The following is an 18,407-nucleotide window of genomic DNA, read 5'->3' on the forward strand; positions in this document are numbered from 1 at the left end:
TTGAACAGTTAGAAGATAGGTGGAAACCAATGAGTGAGCAAGAACGCCTGGATGTGGTACAAGAGTTAAACGATGGGTATCCTCTAGTTGCGTTAAAAAGCATCGTTGCGTTTCCTCACAATCGTCAAGCGCTCCCCATCGCTCGTGAGAAGACCATACGTGCTATCGAAGAAGCTATGTTGAATCCTGAGCACATCCTTGTGGCCGCGACCCAGCGTAGCGTCGATATCGATGACCCTCAGGCAAAGGATATCTACTCCACCGGTACACTGATCGAAATAGTGACGATGCACCGTCAGCAGGATGGGAGCCTGCAGGTGCTCATCCGTGGCATTAGCCGTGTCACTATCGATGAATACGTGGATCATGAGCCTTTCATTCGCGTACGAGTAACGGAGCAGGCTGAGCCCGAACATAAGGGACCTCAGGCCGATGCCCTTGTACGCCATACCACCAGCCTCTTTGAACGCTATGCACAGCTCAATCGACGATTTTCTGTTGAGGATATTAACTCGATTGTGGCTCTCAAAACACCCACACTACTCTCTGATACATTAGCCGCCCATTTAGTCACCGATATGCAGCAGCAACAGGATCTACTCGAGACTCCCGATCCGATGGAACGTTTGGAGAAGATCTGTGTGATTATGGGCAATGAAATTGAAATCCTTGAACTGGAAACAACGATTCGTAGTCGGGTCCGTTCGCAGGTAGATCGCTCGCAAAAAGAATTCTATCTGCGTGAGCAGCTCCGTGCTATTCAAGAAGAGCTGGGCATGGAGACCTCTTCTGAGGCTGATGAGTTGCGCTCAAAATTAAGTGAGAAGCAGCTTCCAGCCGAAGTCGCCACCAAAGTGCGTAAGGAGATTGATCGTTTAGAACGAACCCCTTCGCAGTCGGCGGAACTGACTGTAATTCGCTCTTATATAGATTGGGTGCTGGCTCTGCCATGGAATGAGCGGAGCGAGGATGTCTTTGATATTGAAAATGCCCGTCGTATCCTCGATGAGGATCATTATGGTCTGGAAGGTATTAAAGAACGTATCCTGGAATTCCTGGCTGTACGGCAATTGCGCATCCAGGCGGCTCAACGCAGTGGCAATCCCAAAAATATGAGCCAGGGACAGATTCTCTGTCTGATTGGCCCTCCTGGTGTAGGCAAAACGACCCTGGGACAGTCGATTGCCAAAGCGTTAAATCGAAAATTCGCGCGTATATCGCTCGGTGGTGTGCACGATGAGGCAGAGATCCGTGGCCATCGCCGTACTTATGTTGGTGCGTTACCAGGTCGCGTTATACAGAGTATGAAGACTGTCGGGGTGCGCAATCCCGTTTTCCTGCTAGATGAGATCGATAAGCTTTCTTCAGAATATCGCGGTGATCCAGCCGCTGCCCTGCTTGAAGTGCTGGATCCAGAACAGAATCAGTCTTTTACCGATCATTACTTGGAGCTACCATTCGATCTTTCTGAGGTGTTCTTCATCTGTACTGGTAATATCAAGTATCAGATCCCGCGTGCTCTGGCGGATAGGATGGATATTATTGATCTGCCTGGCTATATGCTGGAGGAAAAGGTCAATATCGGCATGCGACATCTCTTGCCGAAAGTCTTGCAGGAACATGGCCTGGCTCCCGAGCAGTTGAAGATTCCCCAGACGGTGATGCAACGTATCGTGACCGATTATACCCGTGAGGCTGGCGTTCGTAACCTGGATCGTATGCTGGCGAACATCTGCCGTAAGGTCGCCCGGCGCGTGCTTGAGAAACCCAATACACGTATCCGGCTGACGGTGAATAATCTGGAACAGTATCTGGGGCCCCCACGCTATACCAGTGCTCCTCCATTGATGCGTACGCAGATTGGAGCGGCCATGGGCCTGGCCTGGACAGAAATGGGCGGTATCCTCTTACCCGTCGAGGTTGTAACGATGAATGGTAAGGGAGAGTTGCTCGTTACAGGTCAGTTAGGCGATGTGATGCGTGAGTCTGTGATGGCTGCGCTCTCATATATTCGCACACGGGCCGATGAATTAAATATTGACTCCAATTTCCAGGATACCACCGATCTACATATCCACCTGCCTGAGAATGCCATCCCGAAAGATGGTCCTTCAGCCGGTATCACGATTGCTACCGCGCTGGTCTCAGCCCTCACCCATCGCCCGATCCGCACCGATCTGGCTATGACTGGAGAGGTAACCTTGCTGGGTAGCGTGCTGGCCATCGGTGGCTTGAAAGAGAAGGTGCTAGCTGCCCAACAGGCCAATATCCATAATCTGATTATCCCTGCTATTAACCAGAAAGATTTGCAGGAGATCCCAGCCAAGATTCGTCAGCAAATCAACTTTATCATGGTGGATAATATGGATCAGGTTATCGACGCTGCACTGATGGAAGCACCAGCCGAAGAAACAACTGATAACAATGAACCCCTGACAATTCTTCGTGAAGAGCGGGCGGCTGTTCTACCCGAGGGTTTGCGTCGTACTGGTATGCCCACTAATGAAGGACAAGATAATGAAAACTTGCCTGATTCTTCGGGTTTTATAATTCCTCCCACGGATCAGACATCACAAAATCATTATTCTTCAGCACATACCAGACAAGACGACAAAAACATTGGATAAATCTCATCCTCATTCGTTATACTAGTAGTGAAGCTTGAATATGAAGAGGCAAACAGTGCATTGCCTCTTCGTGCGCTATTACAAGCTCAGCACTAACGCATGCCTTTCTTATCTGCACTTACATTTTTAATCCATTTCCGGAGGATTCTGTGCGTCGATGACAGGATAGATAGATGTAGATTGAATTTTTTAAAGACCAGACGAGCGTTTATCTATCAACAAAAAATCAACGTCCAAAAGACTCTGCTAGCAAGCGTTTATAGTGTTGAGAAAGTTGGATATTTACCCATCCATCATGGCGCAGGAATACTATGCACATAAAGAGAGGGTTGGCATCATGAGCTATCAAGATCCGAATCAATCAGGCCAGTATCCCGGTTCCGGACAATATGGCGGCGGCTACAATCCAAACAATCCACAGCAACCACAACCACAACCAACTGATCCATACAGTGGTCAACAGTATAATCAGTCTGGTGGCTATCCTCCTCCCTACGAGGGACAGCAACAGCCCGGCTATGGTCAGCAGCCCGGTTATGGCCAGCCCGGTTATAATCAGCAGCAACAACCACCTTATGGCCAGACTCCATATGGTCAGCAAAACCCTTATGGCTCCAATACTCCAGGCCGCGAAGGCTCAACCATGAACCTCGATCCTAATCTGGCCAGCGGTTTGAGCTATATCTTTGGCTGGATTTCAGGACTGATCTTCTTCATTATGGAGAAGAAGAATCGTATGGTTCGCTTCCATGCTATGCAGTCCATCATGTTCACAGGTGCCTGGACAGTAATCAACATCATACTGAGCACAGCGGCAAATTCGATCCCCGGCCTCTACGGCGCCTTGACCTGCGCGTCAGTGGGCTGGTAGGTATTGCCTTCTTCGTAGTCTGGATCATTTGTATAGTCAATGCATTCCAGGGTAAGTACTTCAAGTTGCCATATATTGGCGACTATGCGGAGAAATACGCCAACCAGGGCACTACCACTTTCTAGAATAATATATCAGGCCAACAAACAAAGACCGAGCCTGCTTCTTATCGATAAGAAGCAGGCTCGGTCTTTGTTTGTTGGCCTGATATATTAGATAGGTTTTTGCAGGCATAAAAAAACACCCATGTGGGCAGGTGAAACGGCGACTTCCTATTTTCCCACGCAGTTGCCCACGCAGTATCATCGGGACTAAAGAGCTTAACTTCCGTGTTCGGGAAGGGAACGGGTGTACCCTCTTCGCAATTATCACCGGTTCGCCTGCACATACAGGTGTCTTGTAACAACGTAATTAATACTACCATAAGCCGATCCAAAAGTCAAGGCTTTTTTGGGGCGGCGGAATTCTGATAGGAGGGACGGTTAGTCCCTCCTATCAGAATTCCGCCGCCGTTGATCTTTATGGGTGTGAATGATGCTCATGTGGATGGTCGTGGTGAGTGTGGGTAGGCTGGGAGAGACCGTAGGCTTCGCCGAGACAGGCACGCAGGCAGTTTGGCCAGATGACACGTTTCTTGCCGAAGCCGTAGCCCACGCGCTCGATGGCAATAGCGGGCATTTCAAAACGCGCCAGGGTGGCCAGAATAGCTGCTCCGGTCGGGGTAACCAACTCGCCTTCCAGCTGGGTGGGGATCCATGGCGCCTTGACGGCGCAAAGAATCTCCAGGGTAGCGGGAGCTGGCACAGGCATTAAGCCATGCGCCATACGCAGGTGACCACGCGTTAATGGGAGCGGCGAAGCATAGAGCTGTGTGATACCCAGCGCTTCTATCGCCAGCGTATTCCCAACAATATCGACAATAGCATCGACCGCGCCCACCTCGTGAAAATGGATCTCGTCCAGGGCCACCCCATGCACCTCAGCCTCAGCCTCCCCTAGACGACGGAAAATAGCCGTAGCAGTATCACGCACCCATGGAGACAGCTTTGATGAAGCCAATAATGCAGCAATATCAGTGAAGCTGCGCGTCGGCTGCTCCTGTTCCGTTAACACAACCTCAAAGCGCGAGCCCGTGATACCTTGATCCGTATATGGCGAGAGTCTAAGCTCATAACCTTCTACTGGTAGCGCCTGAAGCTCCGTACGCAACTTTTCCAGCGCTAAACCTGCATCCAAAAACGCTCCCAACAACATATCCCCACTAACACCCGAATGACAATCCAGATAAGCTATCTTCTGAGACATATATCCCCTTACTCCTTATCTCTACATATGTATTTCGCCCCCAGCGCATTCAAATATTTTTTATGTTGATTTAGAGAAAACGAGCGAAAGCTCGTTTTCTCTAAATCAACATAAAAAAGGGTTCGGGCGCGCCAGCGCACGTATGCAAGGGTACCCAAACTTCCTTATGGCAATGGGAAACAGACACACTATAAAAAAAGAAAAATACATCAGGCGACCCACAGGGGAGACCTGAATAAATCCCCCTTCTAGCTTATGCCGGAATGACTGGAGATGCAAGAGGATTACATATACTGCAAGCACTTATAGAAAAACTCAGGAAAAAGCTTGACAATCAGCCTGCCATATGTTAACCAATTGAAAGGCTCCGAAACAAAACGAAGAAGAACATCGCGCTGGAGCTTTCGACCATTGATATCTCTTGCATGGAAGGAAAAACAGAGTCATGACGACGAATATTTTACCAGTGCTGCTGCGTTGTGAATATCTGATCAATCCGCTCGGCATCGATGCCACACCACCACGCCTTAGCTGGCAAATAGAGACCACCTCATCCACTCAGCGCGCGATCAAGCAAAGCGCCTATCAGATCCTGGTCAGTAGTACTGAGTCCGGACTGGTAGAGGGGAAAGGAGATCTCTGGGATAGCGGTAAGATTTTATCCAGTCAGAGTAGCCAGCTCGTCTACGACGGTGCTTCGCTGACCTCGGGTCAACCGTGCTGGTGGAAGGTCCGTGTCTGGGATGCTCAGGATGAGGTATCAGATTTCAGCGCGCCCGCCCGTTGGGAGATGGGGTTGCTGGCACAGGCCGATTGGCAGGCTCAATGGATCGGCCTGCAGGCCACTACTCCTGCTTATGAGGCCGCCGATGTGCAGCCAATACAAGAACTGCCAGGCCTGCAAGCCAGTCCTTATCTTCATACCAGCGCCACCCTTGAACGCACGGTGCAGAAGGCTCGCCTCTATGTGACGGCGAAAGGCGTTTATGAGGTCCATATCAATGGACAGCGGGTCGGAGATGCCTATTTTGCGCCGGGCTGGACAGACTACCATAAGCGTATCCAGTATCAGAGTTATGATGTTACAACCCTGCTTCACCAGGGTGAGAACCGTATCGGGGCCATTCTTGGCACCGGCTGGTATTGTGGACATGTGGGTTTCTGGATCGATGGTAAGGGCAACAATTATAAACACTACGGCACAGAGCCTCGCCTCCTGCTACAGTTACAGATTGAATATAGCGATGGTAGCAGCCAGACAATTGTCTCAGATGATAGCTGGCGTGGCGCGCTGGGCCCTATCGTGTTTTCTGATTTTCTGGCCGGCGAGACTTATGATGCCCGCCATGAACTGATAGACTGGGATCTACCCACATCCATCACGGCCTCTGACTGGCAACCAGTCCTGGTTGAGGAGCTCGATCCCGCGCTACAGCTCTCGGCCCAACCCGATCAACCTGTACGGGTAACTGAATCCATTACGCCACAGTCCATCTCAGAGATCTCGCCCGGGATCTTTATTTATGATATGGGGCAAAATATGGTGGGCTGGGTACGCCTGCAGGTTGAAGGCCCTGCCGGCACACGCGTACAATTACGCTTCGTCGAAATGCTCAATCCCGATGGCACTATTTATACAACCAATTTGCGCAGTTCTCGCCAGACCGATACCTATATCCTCAAAGGACAGGGACAGGAAGTATTTGAGCCGCATTTTACTTTCCATGGCTTTCGTTATGTAGAGCTCATTGGCTATCCAGGAAAACCCACATTAGAAACTATCACTGGCCTGGTAGCACATTCCGATACCCCTCCCACCGCGACCTTCGAGTGCTCAAATCCAATGGTGAACCAGCTCCAGAAGAATATCGTCTGGGGACAGCGCGGCAATTTCATCAGTGTGCCAACCGATTGTCCGCAGCGCGATGAGCGGCTGGGCTGGATGGGTGACGCCCAGATCTTTGTGCATACGGCCTGCTACAATATGGATGTTTCGGCCTTCTTCACCAAATGGATGCGCGACGTGGTCGATGCTCAGGCCGCCGATGGTGGTTTTCCTGATGTGGCCCCACGTATAGTGGTGTCAACCAATGGGGCCCCAGCCTGGGGCGATGCCGGCATCATAGTTCCCTGGACTATCTATCAGATGTATGGGGATACACGTATCCTGGTTGAACACTATGAGGCGATGAAGCGCTGGCTGGATTATCTGCAGGAGGCTAATCCAGAGCTGCTCTGGAAGAATAAGCGCAACAACGACTATGGCGATTGGCTCTCCATTGCCGCCGATACACCGAAAGAGCTGCTGGGCACGGCCTACTTTGGCTATGATGCCCTGTTAATGTCGCGCATTGCCAGGGCTATTGGACGAGAGGCGGACGCGGCGAAATACCAACGCCTCTTCAGCGCTATTGGTGAGGCTTTTACGAAGGCCTATGTAGATGAGGAGGGCCATATCAGTGGTGGCACCCAGACCGGCTATGTCGTTGCCTTACAGATGCAGTTGCTACCCGAACATCTACGCCCACTGGCTGCCAGGCAATTGGTGCGTGAGATAGAGAAAAAGGATGGCCATCTCTCTACCGGCTTCGTGGGGGTCGGCTACCTCTGTCCCGTCTTAACCAACTGCGGCTACAGCGATGTGGCCTTCCAGCTCCTCAATAACGAGACCTTCCCCTCCTGGGGCTACTCGATCAAACATGGGGCGACCACAATCTGGGAGCGCTGGGATGGCTGGACCACCGATAAGGGCTTCCAGAATCCCGCTATGAATTCTTTCAATCATTATTCGCTGGGTTCAGTGGGACAATGGCTCTTCCAATATGTGGCGGGCATTGGTGCCGATCCAGAACAGCCCGGCTACCAGCATATTCAGCTGCGCCCCTACATGGGTGGTGATCTTTCCTATGTCAGGGCTGAATTCGCTTCTATTCATGGCAAGATCAGCAGCGCCTGGCGAATAGAGGGGGATACCCTGATCTACGAGGTGACGATCCCTGCCAATACCACAGCCACCGTTGCCCTGCCCGCTAGCGCCAGCGAACAGGTCCTTGAAGGGGAGCTTCCAGCGGCCCAGGCCGAGGGTGTGGCTCTGGTACAGGAGGAAGAAGATCGTGTACTCTTCGAGATTGGCTCTGGAACCTATCACTTCCAGGTGCGCGCCAACTAACGCATAAAAAAGAAGTGCGCTCAAAGGCGGAACCCCTTGAGCACACTTCTTTTTTATCTGAATAGCGGATTGCTTATACTGCTCTGCGTCCTGTAATAGCGTGTACGATCCCTCATCAAACAAAGTTACAATGTAACATTAACAAGCAGTGATTATAAAGCGGAAAGATACAGAAGGTATGGAACATTCTCCAGACTGACATCAGAGGGGCTTTATCTCATCTACCTCCCGCCGCAAGCGGGAGGTAGATGAGATAAATTACTTGGTGAAGTTGACGTTCTGCCAGGAACGCTCCTGGGGATGGATCAGCGGGTTGAGCACCTGCCAACCACGATCCAGTCCCTCATCAAACTTATCGTTCCAGTAGACAGGATCTTCATGTTCGATGGCAATATCGCCAGTATAGCCAATTTCATCCAGCGTAGAGATGAATTGGGGCCAGTTGATCTCACCATAGCCAGGAATGCGGAAGCGGAAATAATCGCCATTCACACCACCACGATAGCGGCGCTCCGGCAGCATCTCCGTATCTTTGGCATGCACATGGTAGATACGATCTTTAAACTCACGCAAAGCACGAATATGGTCGATGCCCTGCCAGTAGAGATGAGAGGGATCAAATTCCAGACCCAGCGCTTTTGAGGGGACCGCCTTAAACATGGCGTCCCAGGTGTCGGGCGAGCCACCAATATTTACCGGCTTAAAGGGCAGACGACCGTGCACCGCCATCCAGTTTTCAAAGGCTACCTTTACGCCGCGCTTCTCCGCAATCTCGGCCACAGGTCCAAAACGGTCGGCAAAGAGCTGGATATTGCCATCCCAATCCTTGCTGGCATCAAAACCACCCATACTTGCCACTACATCCAATTCCAGGGCTTCCAGGGCGTCAAAAACGCGCTCATAAGCGGGAACCAGGAGCTTGGGATTCTCATTGTATTGACTTCCAGATACGTCATAAAAGGCTAGCGAGTGGATACCAACATGGAATTTATTGGCTAATTGGCGCGCTTGTGCGATTGCCTCTTTATCTAGAGCACCAGTTGCGGGATTCCCAAAGGCACGTACATTGAGCTCAATGCCGTCAAAACCAAGCTTCGCTGCTTTTTCTAGATCGTTTACATTACCAGTGAGAAAACTGAGTTTCATAAGGCTCCTTCCATTTCTCCCAGTAAACCGGGAGACTTAAAAGTACATCGCAGCCTGGGCAACATCCTCAACGCCACGTGCACATTCAGCAATGTTGCGCGTTATAAACTGGTATATACTCTTCTGGATACAAAGACATGGTCGATTACATCATCGATCATGTCGAAAACAGTACCTGATTTGAAGTCGCTTTGTCAAGGAGAAAACGTTTACCTCCAGCTATCGAGAGGGCGCGTTAAGCTTGAGTCGAGAAGGGTACGCGCCACTCTTTGAGCCAGCTACGTGATAAATGTTCACGCACACGGATCAAGGCATAGTCAGAAAAAAGCTGGAACGAGAAACTGGGTACAATATTGGGATTATCTGGTATATAGCGTACAGATTGCTGATCATCGCTTAAACGGGGACCAGTATGGGTACCGGTATACCAGGGCGACATCAGATTGATGAAGGTCACTGTATGCTCACCCAGTTGCTCGCTAACGACCAGGTTGGGTGCCTCCCAGCCTGAATGGGTATGCCCACTGATAAACAGGCTGCTGCTCTGCTGACGAGCCAGGATAGCGCGTATAGCAGCTGAATTTTCGGGCGCAAAAAAATGTTGCAGCGAATTATAATCGCGGTGTTGCTCTATATCCCGATCCTGTACAGTATTATGTAGGGGACAATGCAAGAAGATAACGACAGGCTGGCCTGTATGCTCCTGCAAGGTTTGCTCTAGAAAAGCCAGCGTTTCCGGCGCGATATAGACACGCTGTGGGTCCTCCAGTGTGGTTGGGTCAGGATAGTCCAACATAATAAAGACGATACCCTGCTCCTCCCAGGCATAGCGCAGGGGCTTATTCCATACCGCAGTAAAGGTCTCGCCCATCCGTGTTGGATCTTCTCCGTCGGGTCCATAATATTCATGATTGCCAACACCTGGGTAAAAGGGAAGCGCGCCAAATTGGGCCAGCAACGCTGTTTTTGCCAGCTGATAATTCTCAAGTGCGCAGGTATCAATGATATCCCCTGGCGAGACACAAAAGGCGGGTTGCCCCTCGCGCTGCCATAGCTCCTGCACATCCTCAAAGATTGGCCAGTCGTTCTTTATGGGTCTGATTCCAGGCTGGAATAGCTCGATAATGGAGATCGCCAATGGCCCAGAAAGAGTGCTGGGGGTGGCGGTATTTGTATCTTGCGTTTGAGACATAGGTTGGTATCACTTTCTGATCATACAATTAAGCTTTAATCTCTAGCTATTGTAATAGCTGATTATTAACTCGCTGTTATTTTAACAAAGGGTTTTGGTTTCATTACTATAGGGGACTATGCTGTCCCCTTGCATACGTGCGCTGACGCGCCCGAACTCTTTTTATGCCGAGTTGTGAAAAAACGAGCTTTTGCTCGTTTTTTCACAACTCGGCATAAAAAGAGTTGCCTGCTCAACAAGCTCATGGTACCTTATCTGGTGATGCAGAGCGCATGCTAAGCTCGTTTTTTCACAACTCGGCATAAAAAGAGTTGCCTGCTCAACAAGCTCATGGTACCTTATCTGGTGATGCAGAGCGCATGCTAAGCTCGTTTTTTCACAACTCAGCATAAAAAGAGTTGCCTGCTCAACAAGCTCATGGTACCTTATCTGGTGATGCAGAGCGCATGCTAAGCTCGTTTTTTCACAACTCAGCATAAAAAGAGTTGCCTGCTCAACAAGCTCATGGTACCTTATCTGGTGATGCAGAGCGCATGCTAAGCTCGTTTTTTCACAACTCAGCATAAATATTTAGGGGTCGAAGGTGCGCAAGCTCATAATACATGTTTATGTGGGTGGTGTGGAACGTGTGCGGAGCACATGTTCCACACCACCCACATAAACATGGGTTCGGGCGCGTCAGCGCACGTATACAATGCAAAGGCAGACGAATAAAAAAGGGCCTGGTACTGAGTACCAGGCCCTTTTTTATTCAGGTATATTGTTGGGTGATTTAGAGTTCGCCACCACTTTTGGCGCGGGTATAGCGATCATTCAATTCTGTTTTTGTACGCGAATATAACTCACGACCCTGCACCAGGGCTTCCTGAGCACGGGCACGAATATCATCATTAAACGCGCCTGTGCGCAACTGTACACCCTGTTCATTTAGCTGGGCACGTGTTGCTTCACCCGATTGAGGGGCGATCAATAAACCTGCCGCAACACCTAAACCAAACCCAAACAATAATCCCACAAAGAATTTCATACTCGATTCCTTTCTTTATCTTTTACTTTAAGTATACAAATACCCTACGATTTTCCACCTCATATAAGCCCATAAATAGTACTAGTGGTACTACGCATGTCCAGGGTTGTCCAGCAATTCCTCTACTTTATCCAGCAACGCGGTCAATTCAAAAGGTTTGCGCAACAGGTGGACATCGTTATAAAACTGTGGTTGACTCTCGATCGATCTGGAGACCTCTTCAGCCTCAAGGACTGCGGCAGTGTAGACAATCACAGGAACGTCAGCGGTAGTAGTATCACTTTTTATTTGTTTCAACACGTCTTGACCGGACATATCGCCCAGTTTCAAGTCGAGAATCAGCAAATCAGGGATCATGCTTTTGACAGTTGCAAAAGCATCCTTACCTTCTTGTAAGATTGAAACCTGATACTGCTCGTCTTCTAGAACGCGGCGCATCAGGTGAAGTAGCTCATTTCTGTCATCAACAACAAGTATGCGTTTTGTCACATCCATTCAGCACCACGTATCCGCGCGCTTGCCCGGTGGCACTGCCTCCTGTTAATGCTGTCACGATACTCTTCACTTCCACGCAAGCTCATGTTCTGCAACAGCATTTCTTCTTGAGCACTGTCAGTAAGTGTATCACGATACAGGTTATCAAAACAAGGGTATTAGTAAACTATACCCAACGAAATATCCAGGACATCTGAACTGTGTATTCTGTATATAGTACGTTTCACGAAATCAACAGGTTGACAAATAAAAAAAACTACACATGGACTTTGTTGTGCTCTAAGTCACAATCACCAACCGACCTATTCAAGATAGGCCACATTGGAAAGCCAGTGTAGCATAAATGGTGAGCGTGGTGGGGATCGAACCCACGGCAACCCGATTAAAAGTCGGATACTCTACCACTGAGTTACACGCTCATCAACATTTGACGTTGCCTATTATAGTGCATCTGTTAGAGCAATGCAAGAGGGTTTTGGGCTAAATTTGTCTTTTTTTATGAAAAGGCGAAAAATTCATTGTCGTAACCCTGCTTCCCTGGCTCGTTCAGCCATCTCATCTCAATCATACAACTCAACTACCCTGTTCATAACTCATCAAGCGTCCTATATGCAACTGTGCTGTCATATGATATTATCCCCTGGTTTGAAAGGAAAAAGGATCCATTATGAGCATTGAAAAAGAGCAGGCATCTACGCCAGTGAGCTTTGATTATTTAAACGGCGAACAATTTATTTTGCTTAAAACGTTTCGCAAATCCGGTCAGGCCGTTCCTACTCCTGTCTGGTTTGCGCAGGATCAAGGTAAGCTATATATCACTACTATGAAAGGGGCTGCCAAGGTTAAACGTATCCACAACAATGGAAGTGTACTACTGGCACCTTGCAACCGAGGTGGCGCGGTACACGGACCTGAAATAAGCGGCCTGGGCCGCGAGCTCCCTCTTAGTGAACAGCCTCATGCGAAAGAAGTGCTGGCCCGTAAATATGGCTTGCTGTACAAAATCATTATGACCATCGGCAAACTGCGTAAAACCCAGCAAACTATTCTCGAAATCCAACCCGGCCAATAGTTTGTAGTGTGGTAGAAATGTGAGCGCTGATGGTTACCTTTCTCTACCACACTACAAACTTCCATCAGATACACAAACATGAATTTAACAGGGTTTTAAAAATTTGTTGCTAAATGTGTTGACAGACCGCACAACCCATGCTATTATAAACCACGTCGAAACGAACCGCTTGTATGTGCAGGCGAACCGGTGATTGTAGCGAAGAGGGCACACCCGTTCCCATCCCGAACACGGAAGTTAAGCTCTTCAGCTCCAATGATACTGCGTGGGCAACTGCGTGGGAAAATAGGACATCGCCGTTTCACCTGCCCACACGGGTGAGTCAATCGCGGGAGTGGCTCAGTGGTAGAGCACTTCCTTGCCAAGGAAGATGTCGCGGGTTCGAATCCCGTCTCCCGCTCCAAAAGCACCATCTTTAGAGATGGTGCTTTTTTTATGCCTCTGTCTCTATCTATAAAAATGAACTCCGCCCTCAGCCGACAATACGGGCGCGCGCCCGCAGCTATATTTGGGACTTGTGGGTGATACCGCACATGGCTTCTTTAAGTCCAGGCTCCATGTTTCAAGACATACCATGGCTTCACAGTACTTATCCCTCTGCCCCATCCAGTTAGGTGGTAAATATATAAAGTCGCGATTTCTCTATAGGTCACCTTGTAATATATTTCTATCTATATTATACTTGGTCCAGATTTCAAGCTTCTCTAGGGTAATAGTTCTTATTTAATTCACTAGAATCTAGAGCCATTGAAAATCTTCATGCATTTATCTACAGGTGAGCAATAAATTGCATGAACCGCATCGCTATCAAGATCCACTTCTAATAGATTCTGCGTATTTATGATCACAAACAAGAATCTACTCCAAAATTGCATATAAGCTGATGTTGGGAACGAGGAAATATTATATTACAAGTGAGGCAAAGGCGGTATTAGAATGAAGACGGAGAGTGAACAACTCTGGTATACCTGGTCGACCAGGGGTTTTGGGGGCGCGGGTTTCCAAATCCGTGCAGCATCGCCAGGTTTCTTTGAGGGTAACAACTCAGTCGCGTTAGATAGTGAGCGTATACAGGCATTGCTCAAGCATGTACGCTATGTGCTTCCGCAAAATACCAAGGATTCGTCCGATGTGCCTCCCTTGCAGACTCCCGTTTCACTGGCCTTTGTGCGGGCTAAACAAGAATATATCCTGGTGCATAAGTGCTATTGTCCACCCGATGGTATAAGCACAACCGGCAATTTTTTTAGTCACCTGATCACTGATTTACCCGAGGTTTCCTCACCAGCAGGCCCCATCACCTTTAGCGCGCGCGAGGCCATCGCGGTCTGGGGCTCAAGCTATTGGAAAAACCATGATGAGCTGCCAGAGGCCACTCAGGAGCTACCACGGGTAACGTTTCCTTCCCTACAAGAACCTGGTACCACAGCTACTGACAGCGAGAAAATGCGCGGCGGTAGCCTTTCATCAGAAGACCTGAAGCAGCTTAAACGCGAGCAGCTAGAATTTATGCTACGGGCCTTTTTGATGCGTCAGCCGGGACAGCGTATTTATATCGCGGCAGATCCGGAGGTGGTAGCTCGCCTGCTCTGGGGTCTGACCCATTGTTTACCACGGACATTAGATATTGTGCGTGAGCTCACCTTCAGTACTTACGAACGGTTGGATGCGGAGCGCGCTACCCCTCTCTATGGACGTAAAGAAGAGGACCAGAGCTATCCTACCATTACCGGCACCTGCTGGCCCACTTCATCTAGCAGCGATCTACCGGTGGCTTATTATCAGGATCAAGGCGTCAATGGCTATGCCCTGAACTGCTATAGCGGTCGTAGCACTCCTTTAATGCCAGATGGCGTACTGGCCCGCTTTGTCCTCTTTTCCGTAGATTGTCTATTAAATGATAATAATCATACTTTTCGCGAATTAACAGAAATAATAAAGCAGGCGGAACAGGAGCAGTGCCGAGATTTAGAACATTTCATGCGTGTCTATCTCTCATATCAGGAGACGCTCTCGCAAAACGATGTGCAAGAGCTTATACAAATAATAAAACTGCGGCTGGATAATATCGTTGATGAAGAAATTATGCTACTGGCTGACCTGGAGAGGCTCAGACGTCCAAATGTGCAGCGCTCGATTGTCCAATGGATTGCGCGTAACCGCAGCTGGTGGGAGAATACCTGTCGCCAGGATCTTGTGACCTTTTTTGCCTGTCTGGATAAATATGCTAATTACCCTCTACCATCCAATATTCAGCATGTGATTGATACTTTACAGGCTACCATGACCGAGCTCGGACAACGCATCGCGGAACAGGTTAACGAAGCGATCAGTTCCAACAATACTGACTATATGTATTTCTGGATGGACATGCTGGAACTTACGGCGCCGATGCACCAGGCCACCCATGTCTGGCTTTTGCTGATTCAGGGCATGCAGGCCGATGATCTTAATATACCGGTCTTCCAGCGCTGGTGGCAGGTCAAAGGCGAAAGTATCTTTGTAGCCATCCATCAAGCATTTAAACTGCCTGGCAATGATAACTTAAATACGGCCCTGACCCCTTTTGGAAAAAATGTTGTAGACAAGATCCTTGAAGCCATCCAGAATGAGGATCGCTGGGCCATTGATAACTGGCAAGAAAAATTAATTAAGATTGCCAGCCCTCGCGAAGATCCCCTGGTCTGGATCTATTTATTCCAGCATATCGTCAACCACCCCTATCAACAAATCTATTGGGAATGGTGGAATGCTTATGGCAAGCATGGCGCGGAAGAACTCAACCAGTTAAGCCGCCAGCATCCCAATGTAGCGGACAAACTCTACCAGGTAGGAGACCTGATCATCCGCAATATTGTGCTGCTAATCCAGCAAGAAGACCCATTCAAGGTTTTGCAATCATCGCCCAACTGGCCGATCTGGTCGATCTGGAACGAAATGCTCTCCACCTTGATCCCTTTGATCGATAGTGAGGTTGGGGCCTGCAAAATCTGGTTGGATCTCTGGGGTAATCTCTGGCCCTATATCTTTACACCTACTTATGAGCAATGGTGGCAACGTCAGGGTTCGGAGACCTCAATTATTATTCGGCAGTGCGCGGAGAAACATCCACAAAGTGAAGTGGCCCAGAATATTGCAGACTTTATTTTTGAGTCTATTCTGCCTCTAACCTATGACCTGATTGATCTGATGCTGGAACAGGACGAGGGAGCACCCCAGGAGGATCCCCGCAATAATCTCTTTATCTTGCTGCGCGTTCTGCTCAATGCGATCCCCAAACATCACCAGGAAACGGTCTGGATCGATAACGAAGGTGGCCTGTTTGAGTACCTGACACAGACGATTCAAACGACTGTAGATGAGGTCTATCCCTGGGAAATGCACCGCGCCCTGTTAGAAACCTGGGCCCGAGTTGAGGTAATGCATACGCATCCAGCGCTCTATCCCTGGCTGAATGTGTCCTGGGGCACAATTGGACGCTTGATTGGCAATGAGCAGTTGCCAGAGGCATGGCACCGCATTGCGGTAGAGGGGGTGCTACTCAACCCGGTGACGCTGGAAGCGCCGCAATTAAAAAGCCTTTTGCAATCTAATCAATCCTGGCAGGTTTTTCAACCGATCTTACAAAATAATATTGCCAGCACGGAGACCGCTCCGATTGCGCTGAACTTCTTTCAACACCTGGTAGAGATTGGTTATGCAGATAAGACCCGCGTCTTGAGTAGCCTGCTGCTGTCTGCACGCGAGTTACCGACCGTGGTACAGGATTTGCTGCAACTGGCACAGCTCACGGTAGCAGAGACAGCGAATTTTCTGGAGCAGGATTGCCAGGATATGTTGGCGCTGGCAGATTGGCCAGCGGCCTTTAGGCCCATTGTTTATAATTATCTGACGACGTTGGATGCTAATCGGCTCAGCCAACCTGATACGCTGGAGCTATTACAACGGCTCCAACAGCGTAGCCAATCCACCGAGCAAACACTGAGTACAGAACTTGCTATCTATGTCAATGGATGGCTGTATATTGCCAAACTCCTGGCCCAGCCTGCAGAGAGTAAACACTGGGTGCGGCTGGCCAGGCCACAACTTGGGCAGATGCTTCATCTACAGGCGGAGGCGCGTGCTACGCTGACCGAGGTACTCTGGCCTGTTCTGGTCAGCAATTTGAATAGTGAAATGGATCTCACCCGTGTGCTCGATAATCTGGGTCCGACCCTGACCGGCACTCCCCTGGAAGATGAAGCTGAGACCGAGACTGGAACCACGCTGCTCCTGGGCATGGCCGCCCAGATGGCTACCTACCATCAACAAAAACAGGATGTCGGACGCCTGGTTCCTTATCTCAAGGTAGCCCTGGAGCAGGCACAGGAGACGCTATATCCCAAAAACGAAGCCTTTCTTACTACGTTCTTTCAGACACTATGTGGGGATCTGAATATAGCCGATTATGAGCGGCTCAATGCTCATAGCGATCTCTGGCCAGCCGATTTTAAAGATGTCTGGCAAACTTATATACAACAGCAGCACGATAAAAATACCGCCCTGGTTCTGGTCGCCTTTAAAAAAGCTATTCAGACCGAAGATGTTGAGGGCATTACCCAGGCATATCAGCAAGTACTTAAAGAAGTTGCCTATCCTGGTACCCACGTCAATCAGCAGGAGAGAGATATCGCCTTGCTGGCTGGCGATGTTGTCAGCGCCTATAAACTAATGGATCAGGGGGCACTCTTCCAGGCCCATCAGGAGGTCAAAAACTCTCCTTATAAGGATCAGATCAAGTATTCGCCAGAGATTGAGCATGCCATTGCGAATTTGCCAGAACTGCCACAGCCCAAAGCCAAAACGACCCGGCCGTTACTCAAACATCGCAATTCACAGATGCTTACGAAACTGGCGGCCCAGCCGAATGCGGAAATCCTCAAGGCGCTTGAGCAATCGGTACAGGAGACCAATGCCCGTACCAGCATTGGCACGGTCCAATCGAAGTCAATTATGTTGGATCAGTTGAATAAGATTCATGCCTTTAAGCGCCTCTATATGGGCTACCGGCTGACGATACTGGATACAAAAATCAAAAATGCGCCCTGGAACAGCAAAGATAGAACTTATTATAAAAAGGAAAAGAAAGATCTACAGGAGTGGCAACGCCAGAATGATCAGTTTCTACGCCAGAAATCGCTGGATGATTTGATCGATAACGTCTTTATTAATTCAGGCATTGAATCGAGGATCAAGCAGGGCCAGTGTGGGATCGAGGATTTCTTGCTGGAACAGCGCGTGCTTGAGCAATTCCGCACCTTCAAGCCAGAGGACTATGAAGCATTGATTAAGATGCATAACTTTTCTGAGACGGATGTAAAACAGGTGCTGCGTATCTTCCGTCGCCGCGAGCGCTTTGCGGAACGTCTCCTGAAAGAGCGCTATGATCTGGATAGCTGGCTGGATGAGCGCAAAAAGCTTTATCAAGATCAGATCCAGATAGAGTCTGGCTGGTAGGCCTCGG

10 protein-coding genes, 2 tRNA genes and 2 rRNA genes are annotated in these 18,407 nt (G+C 49.3%); 7 read left to right on the forward strand and 7 right to left on the reverse strand.

The genetic code is table 11. The annotated features are described in order from the left end of the window. Nucleotides 1–29 precede the first annotated feature (29 nt). Nucleotides 30–2,627 carry an endopeptidase La gene (gene lon / locus EL645_RS10905; protein WP_126550048.1) on the forward strand — a complete coding sequence of 866 codons (2,598 nt, stop codon included), beginning with the start codon at nt 30–32 and terminating at the stop codon, nt 2,625–2,627. Nucleotides 2,628–2,964: 337 nt separating this feature from the next. Continuing rightward, nucleotides 2,965–3,498, forward strand: a complete 534-nt coding sequence (locus EL645_RS40880) for a DUF4870 domain-containing protein (RefSeq protein ID WP_218031813.1) — start codon at nt 2,965–2,967, stop codon at nt 3,496–3,498. A gap of 259 nt (nt 3,499–3,757) precedes the next feature. On the opposite strand, the gene rrf (EL645_RS10915) is transcribed toward EL645_RS40880, so the two are convergent. Next, nucleotides 3,758–3,874 (reverse strand): 5S ribosomal RNA (gene rrf / locus EL645_RS10915). A gap of 143 nt (nt 3,875–4,017) precedes the next feature. Then, entirely contained in the window at nt 4,018–4,803 is a 786-nt protein-coding gene (gene larC / locus EL645_RS10920; RefSeq protein WP_126550049.1) for a nickel pincer cofactor biosynthesis protein LarC, read from the reverse strand. Between the two features lie 445 nt (nt 4,804–5,248). On the opposite strand from larC, the gene EL645_RS10925 reads away from it, so the two are divergent. Continuing rightward, nucleotides 5,249–7,972 (forward strand): family 78 glycoside hydrolase catalytic domain, encoded by a 2,724-nt coding sequence (locus EL645_RS10925; RefSeq protein WP_126550050.1) that lies wholly within the window; start codon nt 5,249–5,251, stop codon nt 7,970–7,972. 258 nt (nt 7,973–8,230) lie between these two features. Here EL645_RS10925 and EL645_RS10930 read toward each other — a convergent pair whose 3' ends face one another. The 5 genes from EL645_RS10930 to EL645_RS10950 all read right to left on the reverse strand — a co-directional run bounded on the left by EL645_RS10930 (nt 8,231) and on the right by EL645_RS10950 (nt 12,251). Further along, complete coding sequence (locus EL645_RS10930; protein WP_126550051.1) at nt 8,231–9,118, reverse strand: sugar phosphate isomerase/epimerase family protein; 888 nt, start codon at nt 9,116–9,118, stop codon at nt 8,231–8,233. Between the two features lie 235 nt (nt 9,119–9,353). After that, nucleotides 9,354–10,310 carry a metallophosphoesterase family protein gene (locus tag EL645_RS10935; RefSeq protein ID WP_126550052.1) on the reverse strand — a complete coding sequence of 319 codons (957 nt, stop codon included), beginning with the start codon at nt 10,308–10,310 and terminating at the stop codon, nt 9,354–9,356. A 772-nt stretch (nt 10,311–11,082) separates the two neighbouring features. Then, entirely contained in the window at nt 11,083–11,337 is a 255-nt protein-coding gene (locus EL645_RS10940; RefSeq protein WP_126550053.1) for a YtxH domain-containing protein, read from the reverse strand. A 90-nt stretch (nt 11,338–11,427) separates the two neighbouring features. After that, nucleotides 11,428–11,826, reverse strand: coding sequence for a response regulator (locus EL645_RS10945; protein ID WP_161977293.1), 399 nt, complete (start codon nt 11,824–11,826; stop codon nt 11,428–11,430). A gap of 350 nt (nt 11,827–12,176) precedes the next feature. Continuing rightward, nucleotides 12,177–12,251 (reverse strand) — tRNA-Lys (locus EL645_RS10950). 248 nt (nt 12,252–12,499) lie between these two features. Here EL645_RS10950 and EL645_RS10955 point away from each other — a divergent pair. From EL645_RS10955 to EL645_RS10970, 4 genes are all read left to right on the forward strand, one after another. Continuing rightward, nucleotides 12,500–12,904, forward strand: coding sequence for a PPOX class F420-dependent oxidoreductase (locus tag EL645_RS10955; RefSeq protein WP_126550055.1), 405 nt, complete (start codon nt 12,500–12,502; stop codon nt 12,902–12,904). Between the two features lie 185 nt (nt 12,905–13,089). Continuing rightward, nucleotides 13,090–13,206 (forward strand): 5S ribosomal RNA (gene rrf, locus EL645_RS10960). Nucleotides 13,207–13,232: 26 nt separating this feature from the next. Continuing rightward, nucleotides 13,233–13,307, forward strand: a tRNA-Gly gene (locus EL645_RS10965). Nucleotides 13,308–13,840: 533 nt separating this feature from the next. After that, nucleotides 13,841–18,400 (forward strand): GAP1-N2 domain-containing protein, encoded by a 4,560-nt coding sequence (locus EL645_RS10970; RefSeq protein WP_126550056.1) that lies wholly within the window; start codon nt 13,841–13,843, stop codon nt 18,398–18,400. Nucleotides 18,401–18,407: the final 7 nt, after the last annotated feature.

Source organism: Dictyobacter kobayashii, from assembly GCF_003967555.1.
In the GTDB taxonomy this organism is placed as follows: Bacteria; Chloroflexota; Ktedonobacteria; order Ktedonobacterales; family Ktedonobacteraceae; genus Dictyobacter; species Dictyobacter kobayashii.

Excerpts from the sequence above, each read along its gene's own strand:
- lon (WP_126550048.1), top strand. The coding sequence starts at position 30 with ATGAGTGAGCAAGAACGCCTGGATGTGGTACAAGAGTTAAACGATGGG.
- EL645_RS40880 (WP_218031813.1), top strand. The coding sequence starts at position 2,965 with ATGAGCTATCAAGATCCGAATCAATCAGGCCAGTATCCCGGTTCCGGA.
- larC (WP_126550049.1), bottom strand. The coding sequence starts at position 4,803 with ATGTCTCAGAAGATAGCTTATCTGGATTGTCATTCGGGTGTTAGTGGG.
- EL645_RS10925 (WP_126550050.1), top strand. The coding sequence starts at position 5,249 with ATGACGACGAATATTTTACCAGTGCTGCTGCGTTGTGAATATCTGATC.
- EL645_RS10930 (WP_126550051.1), bottom strand. The coding sequence starts at position 9,118 with ATGAAACTCAGTTTTCTCACTGGTAATGTAAACGATCTAGAAAAAGCA.
- EL645_RS10935 (WP_126550052.1), bottom strand. The coding sequence starts at position 10,310 with ATGTCTCAAACGCAAGATACAAATACCGCCACCCCCAGCACTCTTTCT.
- EL645_RS10940 (WP_126550053.1), bottom strand. The coding sequence starts at position 11,337 with ATGAAATTCTTTGTGGGATTATTGTTTGGGTTTGGTTTAGGTGTTGCG.
- EL645_RS10955 (WP_126550055.1), top strand. The coding sequence starts at position 12,500 with ATGAGCATTGAAAAAGAGCAGGCATCTACGCCAGTGAGCTTTGATTAT.
- EL645_RS10970 (WP_126550056.1), top strand. The coding sequence starts at position 13,841 with ATGAAGACGGAGAGTGAACAACTCTGGTATACCTGGTCGACCAGGGGT.